Annotated in this window: 20 protein-coding genes and 1 tRNA gene; 9 read left to right on the top strand and 12 right to left on the bottom strand. The window is 68.5% G+C overall.

Annotated features, from left to right (window positions below; genetic code table 11):
• Nucleotide 1: 1 nt before the first annotated feature.
• Nucleotides 2-1,015, top strand: a complete 1,014-nt coding sequence (locus ASE78_RS11520; protein WP_056497213.1) for a ferritin-like domain-containing protein — start codon at nt 2-4, stop codon at nt 1,013-1,015.
• Nucleotides 1,016-1,108: 93 nt separating this feature from the next.
• Here the strand turns inward: ASE78_RS11520 and ASE78_RS18745 are convergent, their stop codons facing one another.
• A complete protein-coding gene (locus tag ASE78_RS18745) occupies nt 1,109-1,702 on the bottom strand; it encodes a hypothetical protein (protein ID WP_156351479.1) in 594 nt (197 codons plus the stop codon).
• Nucleotides 1,703-1,706: 4 nt separating this feature from the next.
• A tRNA-Arg gene (locus ASE78_RS11515) sits at nt 1,707-1,783 on the bottom strand.
• A gap of 79 nt (nt 1,784-1,862) precedes the next feature.
• Here ASE78_RS11515 and ASE78_RS11510 point away from each other — a divergent pair.
• Nucleotides 1,863-2,582: a queuosine precursor transporter gene (locus ASE78_RS11510; RefSeq protein WP_056497210.1), complete on the top strand. Its 720-nt coding sequence runs from the start codon at nt 1,863-1,865 to the stop codon at nt 2,580-2,582.
• Nucleotides 2,583-2,586: 4 nt separating this feature from the next.
• Here the strand turns inward: ASE78_RS11510 and purQ are convergent, their stop codons facing one another.
• Nucleotides 2,587-3,255, bottom strand: a complete 669-nt coding sequence (gene purQ / locus ASE78_RS11505) for a phosphoribosylformylglycinamidine synthase subunit PurQ (RefSeq protein WP_056497207.1) — start codon at nt 3,253-3,255, stop codon at nt 2,587-2,589.
• Nucleotides 3,252-3,482, bottom strand: a complete 231-nt coding sequence (purS, locus tag ASE78_RS11500) for a phosphoribosylformylglycinamidine synthase subunit PurS (protein ID WP_055755458.1) — start codon at nt 3,480-3,482, stop codon at nt 3,252-3,254. Before purS ends, purQ begins: the two co-directional genes overlap by 4 nt.
• A gap of 117 nt (nt 3,483-3,599) precedes the next feature.
• Between purS and ASE78_RS11495 the strand changes: the two genes are divergently transcribed.
• Both ASE78_RS11495 and ASE78_RS11490 read left to right on the top strand, forming a co-directional pair.
• Nucleotides 3,600-4,076 (top strand): PH domain-containing protein, encoded by a 477-nt coding sequence (locus ASE78_RS11495; RefSeq protein ID WP_056497203.1) that lies wholly within the window; start codon nt 3,600-3,602, stop codon nt 4,074-4,076.
• Nucleotides 4,073-5,506: a PH domain-containing protein gene (locus ASE78_RS11490; RefSeq protein WP_235515032.1), complete on the top strand. Its 1,434-nt coding sequence runs from the start codon at nt 4,073-4,075 to the stop codon at nt 5,504-5,506. The genes ASE78_RS11495 and ASE78_RS11490 overlap by 4 nt, the downstream gene beginning before the upstream one ends.
• On the opposite strand, the gene ASE78_RS11485 is transcribed toward ASE78_RS11490, so the two are convergent.
• From ASE78_RS11485 to ASE78_RS11460, 6 genes are all read right to left on the bottom strand, one after another.
• Nucleotides 5,486-6,781, bottom strand: coding sequence for a cell wall hydrolase (locus tag ASE78_RS11485; RefSeq protein WP_235515031.1), 1,296 nt, complete (start codon nt 6,779-6,781; stop codon nt 5,486-5,488). The genes ASE78_RS11490 and ASE78_RS11485 overlap by 21 nt on opposite strands.
• A gap of 17 nt (nt 6,782-6,798) precedes the next feature.
• Nucleotides 6,799-7,719 (bottom strand): cysteine synthase A, encoded by a 921-nt coding sequence (gene cysK, locus ASE78_RS11480; RefSeq protein WP_056497196.1) that lies wholly within the window; start codon nt 7,717-7,719, stop codon nt 6,799-6,801.
• The gene (locus ASE78_RS11475; RefSeq protein WP_056497193.1) at nt 7,716-9,044 is read right to left on the bottom strand and encodes an MFS transporter; all 1,329 of its coding nucleotides are present in this window, start codon (nt 9,042-9,044) and stop codon (nt 7,716-7,718) included. The genes cysK and ASE78_RS11475 overlap by 4 nt, the downstream gene beginning before the upstream one ends.
• A gap of 203 nt (nt 9,045-9,247) precedes the next feature.
• Complete coding sequence (locus ASE78_RS11470; protein WP_056497190.1) at nt 9,248-10,075, bottom strand: alpha/beta fold hydrolase; 828 nt, start codon at nt 10,073-10,075, stop codon at nt 9,248-9,250.
• A gap of 388 nt (nt 10,076-10,463) precedes the next feature.
• Nucleotides 10,464-10,649 (bottom strand): hypothetical protein, encoded by a 186-nt coding sequence (locus ASE78_RS11465; protein ID WP_056497188.1) that lies wholly within the window; start codon nt 10,647-10,649, stop codon nt 10,464-10,466.
• 103 nt (nt 10,650-10,752) lie between these two features.
• On the bottom strand, nt 10,753-13,023 hold the full coding sequence (locus ASE78_RS11460; protein ID WP_056497185.1) for an ATP-dependent helicase: 2,271 nt from the start codon (nt 13,021-13,023) through the stop codon (nt 10,753-10,755).
• 192 nt (nt 13,024-13,215) lie between these two features.
• On the opposite strand from ASE78_RS11460, the gene ASE78_RS11455 reads away from it, so the two are divergent.
• Nucleotides 13,216-13,521 carry a UrcA family protein gene (locus ASE78_RS11455; protein ID WP_056497182.1) on the top strand — a complete coding sequence of 102 codons (306 nt, stop codon included), beginning with the start codon at nt 13,216-13,218 and terminating at the stop codon, nt 13,519-13,521.
• 192 nt (nt 13,522-13,713) lie between these two features.
• Here ASE78_RS11455 and ASE78_RS11450 read toward each other — a convergent pair whose 3' ends face one another.
• Nucleotides 13,714-14,148 (bottom strand): response regulator, encoded by a 435-nt coding sequence (locus tag ASE78_RS11450; RefSeq protein ID WP_056497179.1) that lies wholly within the window; start codon nt 14,146-14,148, stop codon nt 13,714-13,716.
• 64 nt (nt 14,149-14,212) lie between these two features.
• Here ASE78_RS11450 and ASE78_RS18360 point away from each other — a divergent pair, with 64 nt between their 5' ends.
• From ASE78_RS18360 to ASE78_RS11435, 3 genes are all read left to right on the top strand, one after another.
• A complete protein-coding gene (locus ASE78_RS18360) occupies nt 14,213-16,009 on the top strand; it encodes a pseudouridine synthase (RefSeq protein ID WP_082467169.1) in 1,797 nt (598 codons plus the stop codon).
• Complete coding sequence (gene rsmD / locus ASE78_RS11440; protein ID WP_055755469.1) at nt 16,009-16,548, top strand: 16S rRNA (guanine(966)-N(2))-methyltransferase RsmD; 540 nt, start codon at nt 16,009-16,011, stop codon at nt 16,546-16,548. The genes ASE78_RS18360 and rsmD overlap by 1 nt, the downstream gene beginning before the upstream one ends.
• Before the next feature lie 139 nt (nt 16,549-16,687).
• Nucleotides 16,688-17,866, top strand: a complete 1,179-nt coding sequence (locus ASE78_RS11435) for a GGDEF domain-containing protein (RefSeq protein WP_056497176.1) — start codon at nt 16,688-16,690, stop codon at nt 17,864-17,866.
• Here the strand turns inward: ASE78_RS11435 and ASE78_RS11430 are convergent.
• A complete protein-coding gene (locus ASE78_RS11430) occupies nt 17,850-19,112 on the bottom strand; it encodes an MFS transporter (RefSeq protein WP_056497172.1) in 1,263 nt (420 codons plus the stop codon). The genes ASE78_RS11435 and ASE78_RS11430 overlap by 17 nt on opposite strands.
• Nucleotides 19,113-19,504: 392 nt before the next feature.
• Between ASE78_RS11430 and ASE78_RS11425 the strand changes: the two genes are divergently transcribed.
• On the top strand, nt 19,505-21,109 hold the full coding sequence (locus ASE78_RS11425) for an AmpG family muropeptide MFS transporter (RefSeq protein WP_056497170.1): 1,605 nt from the start codon (nt 19,505-19,507) through the stop codon (nt 21,107-21,109).
• The last annotated feature ends 285 nt before the right edge of the window (nt 21,110-21,394 follow it).

Raw genomic sequence — 21,394 nt, 5'->3', positions numbered from 1 at the left:
CATGACCATCCAGGATCCGATTCTCGAAGTGCTCGAAGCGTGCGACGAACGTCGCGCCGCCCGGCGCCAGTTCATGCGCTATGCCGGGGGCGCGGCAGTCGCCACCGCCGGTGCGTCGCTGCTCGCCGCGTGCGACGACAAGGGCAGCGGCTATGTCGCCCCGGCACCGACCCCCACGCCGACGCCCACCGCCACCAGCGCGATCAGCGATGCCGACGTGCTGAACTTTGCGCTGAACCTCGAATATCTCGAAGCGCAATTCTATTCGTTCGCCGCGACCGGCGCGGGGCTGCCCAACAGCAGCCTGAGCGGCACCGGCACGCAGGGTGCGGTGACGGGCGGCGCGCGGGTCAACTTCACCGACCCGCTCGTCGCGCGCTATGCCCGTGAGATCGCCGCCGACGAAGTCGCCCACGTCAACTTCCTGCGCGCGGCGCTGGGGTCGGCGGCGGTGGCCCAGCCGGCGATCGACATCGGCGTGACCGCGACCAGCGCCTTCTCCAACGCGGCGCGCGCCGCCGGGCTGATCGGTGCCGGAGAAGCGTTCAACGTCTATGGCAGCGACGAGGCGTTCCTGCTCGGCGCGTTCATCTTCGAGGATGTCGGCGTCACCGCGTACAAGGGGGCGGTCAGCTTCATCAACAACAAGACCTTCCTCGAAGCCGCCGCCGGCATCCATGCCGCCGAAGCCTATCACGCTGGCCTCGTCCGTACCGTGCTGTATCGCAAGGGGATCAACTCCCCCAACCTCGACCTGATCGGTCAGGTCGAGGCAATCTCCAACGCGCGTGACAGCCTCGACGGCAGCACCGATCTCGATCAGGGCATCCGCCCGACCGGCAGCGGCACCAGCGCGGTATCCAACCTCGTCCCCACCGATTCGAGCGGGATCGCGTTCAGCCGCACCCCGGCGCAGGTGTTGAACATCGTGTACCTCAACCGCTCGCTGCAAACCTCCGGCGGTTTCTTCCCGAGTGGGGTCAACGGTACGATCCGTACCAGCGCCAACAACTGACCCGATCGCTTCTGCACCCGACATGCCGCCCCACTGGGGCGGCATGTTCTTTTCGGGGTGGGAAAGATCCGGTACGATACTGGTTTCACTCCATTAGTGCATTGATTTAACTGTAGATTGTCCTGGTGTCCCGGCATTAAGAACCGCAGCGATACGGCGATCGGAACCGTAGCGGAGAATGATCGGGATGACCGGAACGCAACAACGATCGCGGGTCGACCCTGTCGCATCGGCCGGCCAGCGCCGATGACGGTCGCCCGCCTGTTCCTTGCCGCCGGCGACCGGTTTCCCGCGCCGGCCGGGGCTATCTGCTGCACGACGCTCGACGACCTCGACCGGGTCCACCGCGACACCGCGCCGCGCGACGTCGCCATCCCGCTGGGGCTGACCCCGGCAATGCGATGGTCGATGCTGGCGCTGCCCATCGGCCGCCACCGGATCGCGAGCGATGCGATCCACGCGATCTCGGTGATTCGCGCGACCGGCAGCATACAGGTGGCAGGACGCACGCTGGACCGCACTGCGCTGCTCGCCGATCGCCACCCACTGCGCATGCTGGAGGCCCGTCTCGTCGAGGCGATCGTCGAGGCGATTGGCGAGCATGATGCCGCGCGCTGGGCCGAGGATTGCAGCGCGGCGATCGGTGCATGGCAGCAACGACGATCGCGGCTGCGCGCCGAACGGCATGGATTGGCGCACCCGGAGGGATTCGAACCCCCGACCAAGGAGGTAGAAGCTCCTTGCTCTATCCAGCTGAGCTACGGGTGCCCGCCCTCCCGTTAGCGTGCATTGCGGCGGAGCGGAACCGCTATCATAACGTCCGGCATGCGGGGACGGGGGGGACGGCATGACGGAACGGATCGACACGAGCAGGACGGGACAGGGCGGCTTCCGCCACTTCGACATAGTGATGGCGGCATTCGTCGCGATCCTGCTGCTCTCCAACGTCATCGGCGCGGGCAAGGTCGCGGCGATCGACATCGCCGGCACGCCGTTCGTGTTCGGCGCGGGCATCCTGTTCTTTCCCGTCTCCTATGTGTTGGGCGACGTGCTGACCGAAGTCTATGGCTATGCGCAGGCGCGCCGCGCCATCTGGGTCGGTTTCGCCGCGCTGCTGTTCATGGCGTTCATGGCCGCCGCCGTCGTGGCGATGCCGCCGGCGGCCGGCTGGACCGGGCAGGGTGCCTATGAAAGCGTGTTCGGCCAGGTGCCACGCATCGTCTTCGCCTCGATCGTCGCCTTCTGGGCCGGCGAGTTCGTCAACGCCTATGTCCTCGCCCGTATGAAGCTGTGGACCGGTGGCAAGGCGTTGTGGACCCGCACGATCGGGTCGACCGTGGTCGGGCAGGCGGTCGACAGCGCGATCTTCTACCCGCTCGCGTTCCTCGGGGTGTGGCCGACCGGGCAGGTGCTGACGGTGCTCGCCACCAACTGGGCGCTGAAAGTCGGCTGGGAAGTGGTGCTGACGCCGCTGACCTATGGGGTGGTCGGCTGGCTCAAGCGGCGCGAAGGCGTCGACGTGTTCGACGCCGACACCGATTTCTCGCCGTTCGCGGGACGGACCTAGACGCCTACGCCCCGATCGTCGCCAGCAGTCCTTCGAACAGGGCGCGGCCATCCCGGCCGCCGTGCGCCGCTTCGATGCGGCGTTCGGGGTGGGGCATCATGCCGAGCACATTGCCCTTGGCATTGACCAAGCCCGCGATGTCGCGCGCCGATCCGTTGACCGGTTCGGCGTAGCGGAACGCGATCTGGCCCTCGCCCTCGATCCGGTCGAGCGTCGCCTCGTCGGCGACGTAATTGCCGTCGTGATGCGCCACCGGCACGCGGATGGTGTCGCCCGCGCGATAGCCGCTGGTGAAGGACGAGGCGGTCTCACCCACCTTCAACGCCACGTCGCGACAGACAAAGGCGAGGCCACGATTGCGCATCAGCGCGCCCGGCAACAGCCCGGCTTCGGTCAGGATCTGGAAGCCGTTGCAGATGCCCAGCACCGGCAGCCCCTTGTCCGCCGCCGCGACGACGGCCTGCATCACCGGCGACCGCGCGGCGATCGCGCCCGACCGCAGGTAATCGCCATAGGAAAAGCCGCCGGGAACCGCGACGAGGCCAATGTCGTCCGGCAATTCGCTGTCGCGGTGCCACACCATCGTCGGCGCGGTGCCGGTGACGGCACGCAGCGCGGTCGCGATGTCGCGGTCGCAGTTCGACCCCGGAAAGACGATGACGGCGGTTTTCATGCGCGCTCCACCCGGTAGTTTTCGATGACGGTGTTGGCCAGCAGCTTGCGGCACATCGCGTCGATCGTCGCGTCGTCGGTATCGTCGGCGACGTCGAGCTCGATCAGCTTGCCGACGCGTACGTCCTCCACGCCCGAAAAGCCGAGCGAGCCGAGCGCATGTTCGATCGCCTTGCCCTGCGGATCGAGCACGCCGTTCTTGAGCGTCACGACGATGCGAAGTTTCATGGGACCGCCCTGGTTTGCGTCATGGATAGGATGCGCGCGCTATGGCCCCGCGCGGGCGCGGGCACAAGGGGCCGGTTTCGCTTGAGTGCGCGCGTCTTACCCGTCTATCACACCGCCATGGATACGCCGCTCGCGCTCGCCCCCCTCGATCCCCGCTTCCTGCGCGTTTTGCGCTGGCACGGCGCGATCGTCGCCGTCGTGCTGCTGGCGGCGGCGCTGGGGGCAGAGGCGATCCTCTACCAGACCGATCTGCCGAACGGCATCGTGCTGGCGATCGCGGCGGCGCTGGCGGGATGGCTGGCGCTGGTCGCGCCGCCGCGTCGCTTCGCCCACTGGCGCTTCGCGATCGACGACACCGAACTGCACGTCGCGCATGGCTGGTGGGTCCGCATCCACACCATCGTGCCGGTCGGACGGGTCCAGCATATCGATCTGACGCAGGGGCCGATCGAGCGGATGTGCGGCGTCGCCACGCTCGTCCTCCACACCGCCGGCACCGAACACGCCGAGGTCCGCGTGCCCGGCCTTGCGCGCGACCGGGCAGAGGCGGTGCGCGACCGCATCCGCGCCGCGATCGAGGCATCGCCGTGGTGAGCGTGGCCGACACGCGCCGCCTGCACCCCGGCACCATCGGCCTGTCGATCATCGCGCAGGCCCCCAAGCAGATCCCCGGCCTGATCGCGCTGTTCGCGGCATTCTCGCGCGGGCGGGTCGAGATCGCCGCCGCGATCCTCGGGGTCGGCATCGTGCTGCTCGGCGTGTTCGCATGGGCCCGCTGGCGGCAGTTCAGCTACACCATCGACGCCGGCGAACTGACCATCGCCGAGGGGCTGCTCCACCGCAGCCGCCGCTCGATCCCGTTCGATCGGATCCAGGACGTGTCGATCGAACAGAAGCCGCTCGCGCGCCTGTTCGGTCTTGCCCGGGTCAAGGTCGAAACCGGCGGCGGCGAGGCGGATGAGGCATCGCTCGACAGTGTGACGCTGGCCGAAGCCGCGCGGCTTCGCGCCGTGCTGCGACAGGGCGGGACCCCTGCTGCCGCCGCCACCGGCCCGGTCGAACCGAAGCGGGTGACGGTGTTTGCGATGCCGATCGGCCGGGTGCTGGCGATGGGCGCGTTCGGTTTCTCGCTGGTCTGGGTCGGGGTGCTGTTCGCCGCGCTCAACCAGTTGGGCGACCTGATCGATTTCGACTGGCGCGAGGTGCGCGACATCGCCGGCATCGCGCGCGAACAGGCGATCGGCCTCGTCACGCCGATCTTCGCCGCGCTCGCCTTCGTCGTCGCGCTGCTGCTGGGCGCGATCAGCGGCATCGTGCGGACGTTGCTGGTCGAATATGGCTTCCGGCTGGAGCGCGAGGGCGACCGGTTGCGCCGAGTGCGCGGGCTGCTGACCCGGACCGAGGTGGTCGTCAGCCTGCGCCGGGTGCAGCTTGCGCTGATCGAACGCGGCATGGTCAGCGGCCGCTTCGGCTGGTCTAGCCTGCGGTTCCAGACGCTGGGCGGCAGCGACGATGCCGGCGGGCGGCAGAGCGTCGCCCCGTTCGCGCGCGACGACGAGGTTGCGGCGCTGCTGGCGGAGGCCGGCTATCCGCGCTTCGATCCGCTGCCGCTGCGCCCTGTCGCGTTCGGCCATGTCGTGCGCGCGGGGGTTTGGCGCGGCGGCGTGCCGCTGGTCGCGATCGCGGTCGGCACCGTCTTCCTGCCGTTGGTCGCCTTCGCGCTGGTGCTGGTGCCGATCCCGGTCGCGCTCGCGCTGATCGCGCGGCGGCGGCACCGTTATGCGATCGTCGGCGACCATCTGCAGGTGATGCGCGGCGTGCTCGCCAAACAGGCGTGGATCGTACCGCTCGCCCGCATCCAGGCGGTATCGGTGACGCGCGGACCGCTGCAACGCCTGCTCGGGATCGCGACAGTCCAGGTCGGCACGGCGGGCGCGCGCGGGATGGCGCGGCCCGATGTCGTCGACCTCGCGGTCGAGGATGCCGACGCGCTCGCCCGCGCGCTACTGCGTCGCGCCGACTGACGGCACGGAAGCGGGGGCAGGTTCGCCCTTGCGCCGCACTCCCGCCAGCGGGGTCGCGACCGCCGCCGGTTCCGGCCGCACCGCCGCAGCCGGCGTGGGGGCAGGGGCGGGCACCGCGCGGCGCATGCACTGTGCCGGCGGCCGGGGCACCTGCTGGCAGTTCCACAGCGTCCGCTCCAGCGGCACGCTGCGGTCGCGCAGATAGCTGAACCGCATCGTCGCAATCGACGCCGGATCGCTCGCCGCCGCCGCGCTGGCGGGCACCTGCGCCGCCTCGCCCCAGCCCAGCAGCTTGCACCGCGCCCGCTCGCCGCACGCCGCCTGCGCCAGTTGCGGCCACTGGTCGGGCGGCAACGCGAGGTCGAGCGCGATCAGGAAGGTGTCGGGATCATCCGCACTCGGGCGGAGCGTGGGCGCAGCGAAGCTGCCGGTCAGCAGCCCCGCCTCACGCTCGACCGCCAGCACCTCGGGTAGCTTGTGCGCGTCGCTATAGGGTGCGAGCTGGAGAATACGCGGCTCGACGCTCTCGGGCGTGCGGCGGAACGCGCCCGGCGTGCCCCACCAGCCAGTCCAGCGGAAGAACAGATGCGTGTCGACCGCCGCGATCTTGTCGAGGCTCGACTGCCAATAGGGCACGACCCAGTCGGTATGGTAATGCGTGGCATAGCCGACCGGCGCATAGACCGCCCCGGCCAGCGCCGCCGCCGCGACGCTGCGCGCCCGGTCCCAGAACGGCAGCGGATAGGCGCGTGCCAGTGCCCCGTCGCAGGTGAAGGTGAACTGGCACCCGGTCGTCCGCTCCGACCCCTGAAACACCACGCCGCACACGCTCTTGGGGAACGCCGGATGCCGCACGCGGTTGAGCACGACCTGCGCCACCGCCCGCTGCCCCACGGCATCGTCGCCCGCCTCGTACAGCACCGCCGCCGCCAGACAGTCGGTGGCGCGGGTGCGGTTCTCCAGATCGCCGGCAAAGGCGAACGGCCGCGCCGCCGGATTGGGACCGGTGACGAACGGCACGGTCGCATTGAACGCGCGGGCCTCATCGGGGGGAAGCGCGCGGAACGCGATCGGCTCGACCGGCGGCACCACATCGGGCGGGACCACCGCGACCGGTTGCCGCGATGGCCGGATCGCGCTGGCGCGCACCACCGGCGCATGCTCGACGACGATCGCCGGCACCACGACCGCGCCGAGCGACAGCGCGACCAGCACGCCGTCGAGGATGGGCGATCCGGTACGGACGCCGCCCGCCCCCGCCGGGGACGCCGGCACGGGGCGGGCGGGGGTCGTCACTGTTCGGGCAGGAAGTCGGGCACCGACAGATAGCGCTCGCCGGTGTCGTAATTGAAGCCGAGCACCCGCACGCCATCGGGCAGGTCGGGCAGCTTCTGGAGGATCGCCGCCAGCGTCGCTCCCGACGAAATGCCGACGAGGATGCCCTCCTCGCTCGCGCTGCGCCGCGCCATGTCCTTGGCGACCGCCGCGTCGACCTTGATGACGCCGTCAATCGCCTGGGTGTGCAGGTTGGCGGGCACGAAGCCCGCGCCGATCCCCTGGATCGGATGCGGTCCGGGCTGCCCGCCCGAAATCACCGGCGAGAGTTCAGGCTCGACCGCATAGACCTTCAGCTCGGGCCATTCCTTTTTCAGCGCCTCGGCGACGCCGGTGATGTGCCCGCCGGTGCCCACGCCAGTGATGATGACGTCGATCGGCGTGTCGGCGAAGTCGCGCAGGATTTCCTGCGCGGTGGTGCGGACATGGACGTCGACGTTCGCCGGATTCTCGAACTGCTGCGGAATCCACGCGCCCGGCGTCTGCGCGGCCAGCTCATGCGCGCGCTCGATCGCGCCCTTCATGCCCTTTTCGCGCGGCGTCAGGTCAAAGCTCGCGCCGTACGCCAGCATCAGCCGCCGCCGCTCTAGGCTCATGCTCTCGGGCATCACCAGCACCAGCTTGTAGCCCTTGACCGCCGCGACCATCGCCAGGCCGACGCCGGTGTTGCCGCTGGTCGGTTCGATGATCGTGCCGCCGGGTTGCAGCTCGCCCGAGGCTTCGGCCGCCTCGATCATGGCCAGCGCGATGCGATCCTTGATCGAACCGCCGGGGTTCGACCGTTCGGACTTGATCCACACCTCGGCATCGCCGAACAGCCGCTTGATGCGGATGTGCGGCGTATTCCCGATCGTTTGCAGGATGGTATCGGCCTTCATGGCTGGCTCTCCTTGGGGATGACTTCGAGATTGTCGGGGGGCGTGAAGCTTCGCGCGGCGCGCAACTCGGGGAACAGGCGCGACCACAGCATCGTAACGCCGATCGCCAGCACGCCGCCGCCCGCCACCGCCACGACCGGGCCGACCAGTGCCGCAAGAAAGCCCGACCGAGCCTCGCCCAGCTCGTTCGATCCCGACACGAACAACGTGGAGACCGCGCCGACGCGCCCGCGCATGGCATCGGGGGTGTGCAACTGGATCAGCGACTGGCGGACATAGACCGATACCATGTCGGTCGCACCCACCACAAACAACGCGGCCAATGCCAGCAGCACCGCCGGCGCGGTATCATGGCCGATCGCCGCCGCGCCGAACACCGGGATCAGCAGCGGCGCAGAGAGGCCGAACAACGCGGTCGCCGCACCAAAGCCCATCACCGACAGCAGCATCTTGGCCCCGACGTCCTTCGACAGCGGCTTGATGGCGAAGACGCCCGCCACCACCACCGCGCCCAGCGCGGGCGCGGCACGCAGATGGCCGAGCCCGTCCGCGCCGATCTGCAAAATGTCGCGCGCATAGATCGGCAGCATTGCCGTCGCTCCGCCCAGCAGCACCGCGAACAGATCGAGCGAAATCGCGCCGAACACCAGCCGGTTGCGCCGGACATAGGACAGGCCGTCGAGCATCTGCCGCCACGGATTGGCCTTCCCCGCGATCACCGCACGCGGAATCGGCGGGATCAGGAACAGCATGACCAGCCCGAACAGGAACAGCGCGGCCGACACCGCATAGGGGAGATAATGGCCGGCGGCATAGAGATAGCCACCCATCGCCGGCCCCAGCACCGATCCGCCCTGCCACGCGATCGAACTCATCGCGATCGCGGTCGGCAGCACGGCGGCGGGCACGAGATTGGGAGCCAGCGCCTGCAACGCAGGACCTGCGAACGCCCGTGCGACGCCCAGCAGCGCGGCGACGAAAAACAGCCACGGCAGGCTGATCGTGCCGCTATAGGTCAACCACGCCAGCAACAGCGCGCAGCCTCCCTCCAGCGCCACCGATCCGCGCGCGATCCACCGCCGGTCGACCCGGTCGGCGACCCACCCCGCCACCAGCGACAGCACCAGCAACGGAAGGAACTGCGCGACGCCGATCAACCCCAGTTGAAACGCGGACTCGCGCACCGTCATCGTCTGCCGAGCAATATCGTACACCTGCCAGCCGATGACCACGACCATCGCGATCTGCGCCAGCGTGTTCGACAGCCGGGCGAGGAAATAGGCCCGAAACGCAGGGATCGCGAAAGGATGCGGGGAAGCGGACATGGGAATGGGGCTTAGGTCCGCTTCCGAGGGAGCGCAATGCAGATCGGCTTGGGGGGTATTGGGTCGGGGCTTGCAAAGATGGCCACCATATCGTCACCCCCGCGTAGGCGGGGGTCCATACACGCTGGCATTCGCGAAGGAGCAACGCCGGTTGCGTCTATGGATTCCCGCCTGCGCGGGAATGACGAGGGTGGCCTATTGTCTCAACGCGTCCCAAGAAACGCCAGCAGATCGAGCGTCAGCCGCTCGCTCTCGGTCGCGAACAGCCCGTGCGGCGCGCCGTCATATTCGATCAGCTTGGCATTCGGCAGCGCCTTGGCCAGTGCGCGGCCGGTCGCGTCGATCGGCACCGTCTGGTCGGCGGTGCCGTGAATGATGAGTGTCGGCACGGTGATCGACGCAATGTCACCCCGGAAATCGGTCGTCCCGAACGATTCCGCGCACGCCAGCGTCGGCTTCAGCCCCGCCATCATCGCCGTGTTCCACGACAGGTCGAGCGTTTCCTCGCTCACCGGGCTGGTGATGAAGCCCACGCCATAGAATTGGTCGAAGAAGGTACGGAAGAATTTCGGCCGGTCCGCCTTGATATTGTCGGCGATCTCCTCGAGCTGGTCCTGCGCCACGCCATCGGGATTGTCTTCGGTCTTGAGCATGTACGGCACGACCGAGCCGATGAACCCGGCCTTCGTCACGCCTTTGCCGCCGTGCCGCGACATGTATCGCGCCACTTCGCCGCCACCCATCGAGAAGCCGATGATCGCCGCATTGTCGGTGACGCCGGTTTCCTTCATCACATCCGCCAGATCGTCGGCCAGCGTGTCGTAATCATAGCCCGACCACGGCTGGTCCGACCGGCCGAATCCGCGCCGGTCGTAGGCGATCACCCGGTATCCGGCATCGGCCAGCGCCATCGACTGCGGGTCCCAGCTATCGGCCGACAGCGGCCAGCCATGGATCAGGATGACCGGCTGCCCCTGTCCCCAGTCCTTGACGAACAGGCTCGTTCCATCGCGGGTCTTGATATAGGGCATCGTGCTTGAATCCTCGCTCAACGGGTAACACCGCTGGTGAACGAGCGACCTTCCCGCCGGTTGCTTGGACGCCGGTACGAAATCGTGCCCCGAAGGTTGATCCGGCTTCCTTTCAACAAGCGTCATTCCAGCGAAGGCTGGGATCTCCCGGTGACGGCGCGCGACAGGAGCCGCTTGAGGTCCCAGCCTGCGCTGGGCAACGCTTTCGTTCGGATGCACCGGAGTCTGGGACCTATCGNGCTCCCCTCCCTGACAAGGGAGGGGTTTGGGGGTGGGTAGGCCGGTTGTGGAGGGCTTATGTTTCCTCTCGGGCCGACCCACCCCCGGCCTCTCCCTTGTCAGGGAGGGGAGGAGATTAGGACGGCATTTCGTTGAATGTCGATCCAGCCTAGGACCGCGAAACGATGCCCAGCCGCGGCCGGTCACCGTGTTCGACCTCGGCCAGCAGTTGCGCATAGCGCTCGGCCATCTCGGTATGGACCACCCGCACTTCAGGCAGGAACGCGCTATCGGCACGCGCCCGTGCCTCGATTATGCGGCGGCGATAATAGTCGGCGTTGTTCCGTTGTTCCATCGAACATCTCCCGCAACATCGGTTGCTGAACAGGGGATGTACGGCAAAAGCCATCCGTCGTTCCTGATCTGCATCAGTGGCGAACAGTATACGGCAAAAAAGATCAGTCGATCGTCACGAAGGTATCGAGCACGCGCTTGCGTCCCGCAGTCGCGAACTCGACTTCCAGCTTGTTGCCCTCGATCAGTTCGATCGTGCCATGGCCGAACTTCTGGTGGAACACGCGCTGTCCTTTTTTCAGGTCGCCGCGCCCCTTGTTGCCCAGGCTGATCGCGCTCGCCCGCGCCTCGACCACGCGCGACGGGGCGGGGGTGAAGGTCGACCCCTGCGACGCCGCGCGCTGCCAGCCCGGCCCCCGCCCGGTGCCGCGCGACACATCGGCGAAGGGATCGCCGCGTTCGGACCAGTTGGCCCGCCACAGGCTCTCGCCCCCCGCCATCGTCGTCTCGGTCTCGATATGCTCGGGCGGCAATTCGCCGACGAAGCGCGACGGGAGCGAGGAATTCCACTGGCCATAGATGCGCCGGTTGGCGGCGTGCAGCACCACCGCCAGCCGCCGCGCGCGGGTGATCGCGACATAGGCGAGGCGGCGTTCTTCCTCGAGGCTGGCGGTGCCGCCCTCGTCCATCGATCGCTGCGACGGGAACAGCCCTTCCTCCCATCCGACGCAGAACACCGTGTCGAACTCCAGCCCCTTGGCGGCGTGGATCGTCATGATCGTGACCTTGGGCTCCTCGGCCGACGCCTCGTTATCCATCACCAGGCTGACGTGTTCGAGGAAGGCGCCCAGCGACTCATATTCCTCCATCGCCCGGACCAGCTCGGTCAGATTCTCCAGCCGCCCGGCGGCCTCGGCGGTCTTTTCCGCCTGATACATCGCGGTATAGCCGCTCTCGTCGAGCAACTGCCGCGCCAGTTCGGCATGCGGCAGGCTCTGCGCCATGTCACGCCAGCGCGCGAAATCGCCGACCAGCCGCCCGAGCGACTTGCGCGCCGCGCCGGTCAGTTCGTCGGTGTCGAGGATGCGCGCCGCCGCCGTCATCAGCGAACTGCCGGTCGCGCGGGCGAAACGGTGGACCGTCTGCACCGCTTTGTCGCCCAGCCCCCGCTTGGGGACGTTAACGATCCGCTCGAACGCCAGATCGTCGGCCGGCTGGTTGACGACGCGCAGATACGCCAGCGCATCGCGGATTTCGGCGCGCTCGTAGAAGCGAAAACCGCCGACGATGCGATACGGCATGCCGGTCGCGATGAAGCGGTCCTCGAACTCGCGCGTCTGGTGCTGCGCGCGGACCAGGATGGCGAACCCGTCGAGGTTGCGCCGCTCGCGCTCGATCATGTCGGTAACGCGGCGGGCTTCCTCGGGGCCATCCCACACGCCGATGACGCGGACCTTTTCGCCCACGTCGCATTCGGTCCACAGCGTCTTGCCCAGCCGCCCGCCGTTATGCGCGATCACCCCCGATGCCGCGCCGAGGATATGCGGGGTCGACCGGTAATTCTGTTCCAGCCGCACGATCTTCGCACCGGGAAAATCACGCTCGAACCGCAGGATATTCTCGACCTGCGCGCCGCGCCACGAATAGATCGACTGGTCGTCGTCGCCCACGCAGCACAGGTTGCGCCGCTCCTGCGCCAGCAGCCGCAGCCAAAGATACTGGACGCTGTTGGTGTCCTGATATTCGTCGACCATGATGTAGCGGAAGCGCTGCTGATACTGCGCCAGCACCTCGCGATTGGTCCGCAAGATCGTCAGCACATGCAGCAGCAGGTCGCCGAAGTCGCAGGCGTTCACCGCCTTCAACCGGTCCTGATATTGCTGGTACAGTTCGCCCCCGCGCCCATTGGCAAAGCGCTCCGCCTCGCCCGCATCGATGTCGGCGGGAGTCAGCCCCTTGTTCTTCCACCCGTCGATCAGCCCGGCAAGGCTGCGCGCCGGCCAGCGCTTCTCATCGAGGTTCGCGGCAAGGATCAACTGCTTCATCAGCCGCAACTGGTCGTCGGTGTCGAGGATCGAGAAGTTCGACTGCAACCCGACCAGTTCGGCATGCCGCCGCAGCATCTTCGCGCCGATCGCATGGAACGTGCCCAGCCACGGCATCCCCTCCACCAGGTCGCCGACCAGCCGGCCGACGCGCTCGCGCATTTCCTTCGCCGCCTTGTTGGTGAACGTCACCGACAGGATTTCGGACGGATAGGCCTTGCGGGTGTAGAGCAGGTGCGCCAGCCGCGCGGTCAGCGCCGCCGTCTTGCCGGTGCCTGCGCCGGCCAGCACCAGCACCGGCCCGTCGGTCGTCAGCACCGCCTCGCGCTGGGGCGCGTTCAGCGTGCGCAGATAGGGCGGTTCGGCGGCGGCGGCAGGAACAAGCGACATGGCCGAACAGGTAGGGAACGCGCGGTAAACCGGCAAGCAAGGAAGTTGTTTCGGGACCGTCATCATATCGACATGGCCCCGCCACGATGCTGCAATGCGGCAGGGCTAGGGCCGCGATGCCGGCGGACGGCGGCACCCGGTTTGCGGGATGACCATCGGCGCGACGGGCGATCTTCGCAGGAGCCTTTCCCCATGACCATCCGTACCATCGCCCTCGCGGCGGCCGCCCTCGCGTGCCTGTCGTCGGCCGCCCATGCCGAACTGCGCGAGCCCGTCAGCACCCGCGTCTCCTATGCCGGCCTCGACCTCGCCACCGCCGAGGGCCGCCGCCTGCTCGACGCGCGGATCGATACCGCCGCACGCCGCGCCTGCACCTCGGTCGTCACCGGCATGCGCGGCTACGCCGACAGCCGCCGCTGCCGCACCGAAATGAAGCGCGATGCCCAGGTCCGCGTGGCGCAGATTGCACGGCCCGTAACGGTCGCCAGCGTCCGCTAAGGTCGACCGGAAGCTGATCCATCTGCTTTGAAACAAACGTCATCCCAGCGAAGGCTGGGATCTGCCGGTAGTAGCGCGTGACAAGCGCCGCTTGAGGCCCCAGCCTTCGCTGGGGCGACGCCTTCGGTCGGATGGATCGGCCTATAGCACTTTTCCTGCTCCCCTCCCTTCTCTGGGAGGGGAGCAATCGGCTCAGGCCGCGCTGCCGAACAGGTTTAATCCGCTCGGCAGGCGGTTGGGCAGCTTCTCGCCACCGATCACCGCGCCGATCGCATTGATCGCGCCGAGCAGATCCTTTTGCGGATAGGGCTTGGCGAGACATCCCGCCGCGAACACCCGCGCGCCTTCGGGGCAGGACCCCGTCACCAGCAGCACCGGTATGCCGCGGCCATGCGCGGTCCGCGCCACATCGAGCCCGCTGCCATCGACCAGGTTGATGTCGGCCAGCACCAGGTCCACTTCGGTCCCGCCTTCGATCACCCGCAGCGCGTCGGCGACCGAATCGACGGTCGCCGCGATCTCGAATCCGCTGGCGGTCAGGAAATATTCGGTATCGAACGCGACCAGCGGTTCGTCCTCGACCACGAGGATGCGCGTGATGTGCCGTTTCTTCCGACCGAACAACATGGACCCACTCGCTTTCCACCGGATGGCTTCCATCCTATACGATTGCGTCAAACTCACGAATGCGATGAAGGAACCGCTTTGGCGCAAACTTTCATCGCCTCGCCGCAAGCTGGATATTTTCGTCATCGCCACGCCTCCTGAATCCCCCGCCGAAACGCCCGCCGACGGGCAACGCATCGCGAAACTGCTGGCCCGCGCGGGCGTCGCCTCGCGTCGCGACATCGAACGGATGATCGCCGCCGGCCGCATCGCGATCGACGGCGTCACCATCGACACGCCGGCGACGATCCTGCGCAACCTGAAGGGCGTGACCGTCGACGGCGCGCCGGTGGCGGCACCCGAACCGACGCGGCTGTTCCGCTTCCACAAGCCCGCCGGCACGCTCACCGCCGAGCGCGACCACACCGGTCGCCCGACGATCTACGACCGGCTGCCCGCCGGCCTGCCGCGCCTCATCCCCGTCGGCCGCCTCGACCTGAATACCGAGGGGCTGTTGCTGATGACCACCGACGGCGAACTCAAGCGCCGGCTCGAACTGCCCGCCACCGGGGTCGAGCGGACGTACCGCGCCCGCGCCTATGGCGAGGTCAGCCAGCAGCAGCTCGAGGACCTGATGCTCGGCATCGAGATCGAGGGGGTGCGCTATGGCTCGATCAACGCCAATCTTGAACGGCGCACCGGCACCAACACCTGGATCGAGATGACGCTGACCGAGGGCAAGAACCGCGAGGTGCGCCGCGTCCTCGAACATCTCGGACTCAAGGTTTCGCGCCTGATTCGCACCCGCTATGGCCCGTTCTACCTCGAAGACCTGCCCGAAGGCGAGGTCGACGAGATCCGTCAGCACGAACTGGTCGCCTTCCGCAAGACGCTGGTGAACAAGCCGACCGTCAAGCCGACGCCGGAGGGGGCCGATCCGGCGGCGCTGAAGGCATGGAAGCGCGCGAGCCCGCTGCCCCGCCCCGAACCGGTGGCGACGCCGCGCACCGACGAACGCCGCCCGCGTATCGAGCGCGACGGCCAGCGCTCGGGCTTCAGCGGCCGGCGCCCCGACCGCGAGGGGCCAGCCGGAGCGCCGGGGCAGGGCGAACGTCGTACGCTTGCTCCCCGCCCGCAAGGCGATGGCGAACGCCGCAGCTTCGGCACCAGGCCGCAGGGTGACGGTGAACGCCCCCGCTTCGGCGCACGACCACAGGGCGACGGCGAGCGCCGCAGTTTTGGTGCCCGACCACAGGGCGATGGCGAACGCCGCAGCTTCGGCACGCGACCGCAGGGTGACGGTGAACGCCCCCGCTTCGGCGCCCGGCCGCAAGGCAGCACCGAGCGTGGCGGGTTCGGCGATCGTCCCCGGCCGGTCGATCCGCGTCGTGCCGGCCCGCGCACCCACGCCACCGAACGCCCGGTCGATCGTCAGGACGGGTTCGATCCGCTGACCCAGGCGGGACAGACGCCGTCCGAACGCAAGCAGCCGGGACTGGGCGATCGCCGGGCCTATGGCCATGCCCCTGATGGCGCCAACGCCCGCACCCGGCGGGCGGCGGCCTATGTCCAGCGGCCGGGCTATGACGGTGTCGCGCGGGTTTCGCGCAAACCCCGCGACGACGAGCAGGAATCGGCGCCCCGCCCGGCGCGTGGTCCCGCCCGGACCGGCGGTGTCGTACGCCGTGAGGAACCCGCGCCCGCGCCCCCGCGCGGTCCGGTCGACCGGCGCATGACGCAGGCGGAGGCGTCCGACGCCGATCGGGCCAGCTTCATCGACCGGCCCAAGCGCAAGCCGACCGGCTGGGCCAAGGCCACGCCATCGACCCGACCGACCAAGGGCAAACCCAAGGGCGGGCGTCCGACCGGGGGCAAGCGCTGATGCGGATCATCGCCGGGGAATGGCGCGGCCGCCCGATCGCCGCGCCCAAGGGCGACGCCACCCGCCCCACCGCCGATCGCACGCGTGAGGCGCTGTTCTCGATGCTGGCCAGCCGCATCGGCAGCTTCGACGAACTGGCGGTCGCCGATCTGTTCGCCGGATCGGGGGCGCTGGGGCTGGAGGCGCTGTCGCGCGGTGCCGCCACCTGCCTGTTCGTCGAACAGGACCGCGCGGCGCTCGACGCGCTGCGGGCCAACATCACCAAGCTGGGGGCAGGGGGCACCGATGTCCGCGCTACCTCGGTCCTGTCGCTCGGGCCGGCACCGCGTCCGCTCGACTTGGTGATGATGGACCCGCCCTATGACAGCGGCGCGGGCGCGGTCGCGGCGGACAAGCTCGCCCGGCTTGGCTGGATCGGCCCCGCCACCTGGGTCAGCGTCGAAACCGCGAAGCCCGAGACGATCGACCTGCCGCAATTCACGATCGATGTCGAACGTGTCTATGGCAAGGCGAAGATCACTCTGCTTCGCCTCGCCTGAACTGCCCGGGCCTGATCGATCGACGTCATGCCGGCGACGGGTCCGGGCAAAAGCATCCGACTTCCAGGCGCGTTAACGCCTTGGTGGGGACGCCGTGCTAGGTCGGCGATCCAGTACGGTATCGGACGGAACAGGCCAGGTGGACGGTGCGATCTATGCGTTGATCGGGAATATGTGCGTCGCGGCGTTGTTCGCGGTGGCGTTCGCGACCATCCGCCTGTCCTATTCGGGCCAGCGCGAGGTGATGTGGTTCTTCGCGGTCTATGCGATCGGCATGCTGACCCCCTTGAGTGAACTGGGTGTCCGGCTGACCGAGTGGACGGGCACGTTCACCGCGACCAGCTATGCGTCGTTCCTGCTGTGCATCGTGCTGATGCCGCTGGGCTTCGCCGCGCTCGGCGGCCTGCGCAAGCCATGGGCGGCGGCCGGTGCGATCCTGCTGCTCGGTGTCGTCATCCGCGCCGGCATCTGGGGCGGGCCGCGCAATACGCTGTGGTACGAACTCTGCTTCCAGGCGCCGTTCGCGACCGCCAGCGCGTTGTCGGCGGTCGTCGCGCAGCGGATGGCGCGTACCGGCGGCGGCCGGCTGTGGTGGGGGCTGACCTTCGTCTCGGGGCTGCTCGGCGTCCACTTCCTCGTCAAGCCGTTCTTCGCCGCCGCCTATGGCTCGGGCGCCACCGCGCGCGACTATGCCGCCAGCGCCTATGCGTTGTTCTCGCAAGCGACCGGCGGCATCCTGATCGTTACCGCCGGGCTGATGGTGCTGTTGCTGGTGATGCAGAAGGTGATGGGCCACACCATCGCCGAATCCGAAACCGATCCGTTGACCGGCCTCGCCAACCGCCGCGGGCTGGAACGCCGCGCCGCGCGGCTGTTCGATCCCGCCGCCCGGTCGCCGGTCGCGGCGATCGTGTTCGACCTCGATCATTTCAAGCGGATCAACGACGGCTATGGCCATGCCACCGGCGATGCGGTGCTGCGCACCTTCGCGCATGTCCTGCGCACCGCGCTGCCGCCCGATGCGCTGGTCGCCCGGCTGGGTGGTGAGGAATTCGTCGCGCTGCTCGACCGGACGACGCTGCGCGGCGCATGGCTTTCGGCGCAGGCGGTACGCGGCGCGATGCCGGCGATGGGCGCGCATCTCCCCGCCGTCACGGTCAGCGCGGGGCTTGCCGAGCGTGAGGGTGGCGACACGCTCGAACGCCTGCTGGAACGCGCCGACGGCTGGACCTATGCCGCCAAGCGGGCGGGGCGCAACCGCGTCTGCCCGATGCCCGAGCCGGTCGGGGCGACGCCGCCGTTCAGCGCCTCGGCGTGATCGCCAGGCCGATCAGGCTCGCCACCCCCGCCGCGCCAAGGATCATGCCGACCGCGCTCAGGCCATGCCCGACCGACAGCGCCTGCGCGATGCTCGGCGTCAGCCCGCCGCCGATCACCCCGCCGACGTTGAACGCCATCGACGCGCCGGTATAGCGCACCCGCGCCGGGAACAGCGAGGGGAGCCACGCGCCGAGCGGCCCATAGACGAACCCCATCATCAACAGCGCGAACGACAGCCACGCTCCGATCGCGAACAGGCTCCCGCCGCCGACCATCGGCGCCAGCATCGCGCCCGCCGCGACCACGCCGACGCAGCCTCCGGCAAGCACCCGCCCCGGCGTCGCCCGGTCCGACCACCATCCCGCCCACGCGATGCCGAGCGCCATGAACAGGATCGCCACCAATTGCGTCTGGAGGAACGCGCCGCGCGTATAGCCGAGCGTCGTGGTGCCATATCCCAGCACGAACGTCGTCGCGATGTAATAGAGCGCGAAACAGGCGACGACCCCGAAGGTACCGGCAAGCGTCGCGCGCAGATGCCCGGCCGCCAGCTCGGCGATCGGCACCCCGGCGGGCGCTTCCTGTTCCAGCGCAGCCCGGAACGCCGGCGTCTCGGTCAGCTTGAGGCGAACCCACAGGCCCAGGCCCACCAGCGCGACGCTGAACAGGAACGGCAACCGCCAGCCCCACGCCACGAAATCGGCATCGCTGAGCGTCAGGCCGAGGATCAGGAACAGCCCGTTGGCGGCGATGAACCCGACCGGCGCGCCGAGCTGCGGCACCATGCCGAACCGCCCGCGCCACCCCGGCGGCGCATTCTCGACCGCGAGCAGCGCCGCGCCGCCCCATTCGCCGCCCAGTCCCAGCCCTTGCGCGAACCGCAACGTACACAGCAGCAGCGGCGCGACCCAGCCGACCTGCGCATAGGTCGGCAGAAACGCGATCAGCAGCGTCGACCCACCCATCAGCATCAACGACGCGACCAGCGTCGACTTCCGCCCCAGCCGGTCGCCGAAATGCCCGAACACCACCGCGCCCAGCGGCCGCGCGATGAAGGCGAGGCCGATCGATAGGTAACTCGCCATCAACTGCGCCGAACTGCTGTCCGACGGAAAGAACAGCGGCCCGAACACCAGTGTCGCGGCGGTCGCATAGATATAGAAGTCGTAGAACTCGACCGACGTACCGATCAGGCTGGCGATCAGGATGCGACGATGCGTGGCCATCGGATGGGGAACAGTCATGCCGGTGCGCCTACCCGATCGGCCGGGCAGGGCAAGAAGCTTTCGGTTGGCGGGGTTCAGGCGCAACTATCGGAAGCCGTGGCTAATGGAGGGCAAGGGGCCACGCCACGCATGTTCGTCATTCCCGCGAAGGCGGGAATCCATACACGCCGACGTCCCAATAGGATCGCAACGCCAGCGTATATGGACTCCCGCCTTCGCGGGAGTGACGAAGTCCGGGTTTTGACGGGTAAAGTCCGAATACAACCCGCCCTCTCCCAACCTCCGCTAGCCAGCAAGCTGGCAAGCTGCGGTATCCCTCTCCCTTATCCGGGGAGAGGGCAGCAAATTCCAACCACCTTGCTCCAACCGCACCCCCCGCCTACGGTCCCGCGCTGCACAAGGGGATAGGCATGACAGACGCCGCGCCGACCGGACTGGCGCTGATCCGTACCGGGCTGGGCAATCGCAAGACGGCCACGATGCTGGCGTTCGGCTTTGCCGCCGGGCTGCCGTTCACGCTGTTGCTCGGGACGCTCAACGCATGGCTGGGGGAGGCGAAGGTGAACCTCGCCACCATCGGCCTGCTGTCGTGGATCGGGCTGCTCTACGCCTTCAAATTCCTGTGGTCGCCGCTGGTCGATCGCCTCCGCCTGCCGCTGCTCGAACGGTTCGGGCGGCGCAAGTCATGGCTGCTGCTGTGTCAGGGGGTGCTCGCCGCCACCTTCGTCGCGCTGTCGGCGACCGACCCGGTGCTGGGGCTCGGCTGGTTCGCGCTGTTGGCGGTGATCGGCGCGTTCGCCGCCGCGACGCAGGACGTGGTGATCGACGCATGGCGGATCGACGTGGCGGATGAACGCGCGACGCTGGGCCTACTGTCGTCGACCTATCAGCTCGGCTATCGCACCGCCAGCCTCGTCGGCGGCGCGCTGGCGCTGGTGATGGCGGCACGGATCGGCTGGCCACTGGTCTATGCGATCATGGGTGCCCTGATGGCATTGCTGCTGATCGTCACCCTTTTCGCGCCCGACACGCCGCGCCCGGCCGCGCTGACACCGGGCGAGGCCGCCATCGGCCCGTCGCGTGCCGACAAGCGCACCGGGCTCATCATCGTCGGCCTTTGCTGGGGCTGGGCGATCGTGACCATCGCCGCCTTCATGGCCCGTGCGCTCGCCGTCGGCCCGGGCGAAACGCCACCGAGCGTCGGCGATTTCACCCGCCTTACCGGCCCGTGGATCGTCGTCGCGACCGTCGTCGTTCCCGCGCTCGTCGCGGCATGGCTGACCCGGCGCAGCGGGGCGGGGACCGACCCGGCGACCGGCATCGTCGAACACGGCTATCGCGCACTCATCCTGCCGATGGCCGAACTGGTCGGGCGGCTGGGCTACGGCGTGGTGATCGTCCTCGGGCTGATCCTCAGCTACCGGCTGTGCGATTCGATCTGGGGGCCGTTCGCCTATCCCTTTTATCTCACGGAACTGCACTACACGAACAACGAGGTCGCCTTCGCCTCCAAGATCTTCGGCGTCGGCATGACCATCCTCGGCATTTCGCTGGGCGGCATCCTGTTCGCGACGGCCGGGCGGATGCCGACATTGCTGCTCGGCGCGATCGTCGCGGCCTTAAGCAACCTGCTCTATGCCGATCTGGCGGCCGGCGCCCCGGTGATCGATGCGGTGGCGGGCGCGACCGGCCTCCTGAACCTTGGCGTCGATGCGCGGATGGTCCGGCTGATGGTCGCGATCTCGGGGGAGAATATCGCCGGTGGCTTGGCCGGCGCGGCGTTCGTCGCCTATCTGTCCTCGATCGCCAGCAAGGAACACAGCGCGGTGCAATATGCGCTGCTGTCGTCGCTCACCCTGCTGGTCGGCTCGCTCGGCCGCGCGGGGCTGGGCGAAGCGGTCGAACAGATGGGCTATGCCCCGGTATTCCGCTTCACCGCCGCGCTGGGGCTGGTCGCGGTGGTGTTCGTTCTGCTCGAATGGGTCCGCTGGAGCCGCGAGACGAAGCGGGCCTGATCCCCGTCACACAAACGTCATCTCAGCGAAGGCGGGGATCTCCCGCTGACAGCGCGCGACAGGAGCCGCACGAGGCCNCCAGCCTTCGCTGGGGCGACGATTCCTAGGGTAAGAAGTGGGTAGTTCACGCGAAGGCGCGAAGAAGGTTGGTTCGCGCAGAGGCGCAGAGGCGCGGAGGAGGTGGTTCGGGACGCAATGTCCCGTGCGATCGGGAGACCGGCAACAGGCCCGCTATCGCGGGAAAGACAGCCTCGAACGCAACCTCCTCTGCGCCTCCGCGCCTCT

The organism is Sphingomonas sp. Leaf25 (assembly GCF_001421635.1).
Taxonomy (GTDB): Bacteria; Pseudomonadota; Alphaproteobacteria; order Sphingomonadales; family Sphingomonadaceae; genus Sphingomonas.
Note: the sequence above shows the minus strand (reverse complement) of the source record. Positions and strands in the feature narration are given on the sequence as shown.

Coding starts and splice junctions, on each gene's coding strand:
- ASE78_RS11520 (WP_056497213.1), top strand. CDS start 2: ATGACCATCCAGGATCCGATTCTCGAAGTGCTCGAAGCGTGCGACGAA.
- ASE78_RS18745 (WP_156351479.1), bottom strand. CDS start 1,702: ATGCCGTTCGGCGCGCAGCCGCGATCGTCGTTGCTGCCATGCACCGAT.
- ASE78_RS11510 (WP_056497210.1), top strand. CDS start 1,863: ATGACGGAACGGATCGACACGAGCAGGACGGGACAGGGCGGCTTCCGC.
- purQ (WP_056497207.1), bottom strand. CDS start 3,255: ATGAAAACCGCCGTCATCGTCTTTCCGGGGTCGAACTGCGACCGCGAC.
- purS (WP_055755458.1), bottom strand. CDS start 3,482: ATGAAACTTCGCATCGTCGTGACGCTCAAGAACGGCGTGCTCGATCCG.
- ASE78_RS11495 (WP_056497203.1), top strand. CDS start 3,600: ATGGATACGCCGCTCGCGCTCGCCCCCCTCGATCCCCGCTTCCTGCGC.
- cysK (WP_056497196.1), bottom strand. CDS start 7,719: ATGAAGGCCGATACCATCCTGCAAACGATCGGGAATACGCCGCACATC.
- ASE78_RS11475 (WP_056497193.1), bottom strand. CDS start 9,044: ATGTCCGCTTCCCCGCATCCTTTCGCGATCCCTGCGTTTCGGGCCTAT.
- ASE78_RS11470 (WP_056497190.1), bottom strand. CDS start 10,075: ATGCCCTATATCAAGACCCGCGATGGAACGAGCCTGTTCGTCAAGGAC.
- ASE78_RS11465 (WP_056497188.1), bottom strand. CDS start 10,649: ATGGAACAACGGAACAACGCCGACTATTATCGCCGCCGCATAATCGAG.
- ASE78_RS11460 (WP_056497185.1), bottom strand. CDS start 13,023: ATGTCGCTTGTTCCTGCCGCCGCCGCCGAACCGCCCTATCTGCGCACG.
- ASE78_RS11455 (WP_056497182.1), top strand. CDS start 13,216: ATGACCATCCGTACCATCGCCCTCGCGGCGGCCGCCCTCGCGTGCCTG.
- ASE78_RS11450 (WP_056497179.1), bottom strand. CDS start 14,148: ATGTTGTTCGGTCGGAAGAAACGGCACATCACGCGCATCCTCGTGGTC.
- ASE78_RS18360 (WP_082467169.1), top strand. CDS start 14,213: ATGAAGGAACCGCTTTGGCGCAAACTTTCATCGCCTCGCCGCAAGCTG.
- rsmD (WP_055755469.1), top strand. CDS start 16,009: ATGCGGATCATCGCCGGGGAATGGCGCGGCCGCCCGATCGCCGCGCCC.
- ASE78_RS11430 (WP_056497172.1), bottom strand. CDS start 19,112: ATGACTGTTCCCCATCCGATGGCCACGCATCGTCGCATCCTGATCGCC.
- ASE78_RS11425 (WP_056497170.1), top strand. CDS start 19,505: ATGACAGACGCCGCGCCGACCGGACTGGCGCTGATCCGTACCGGGCTG.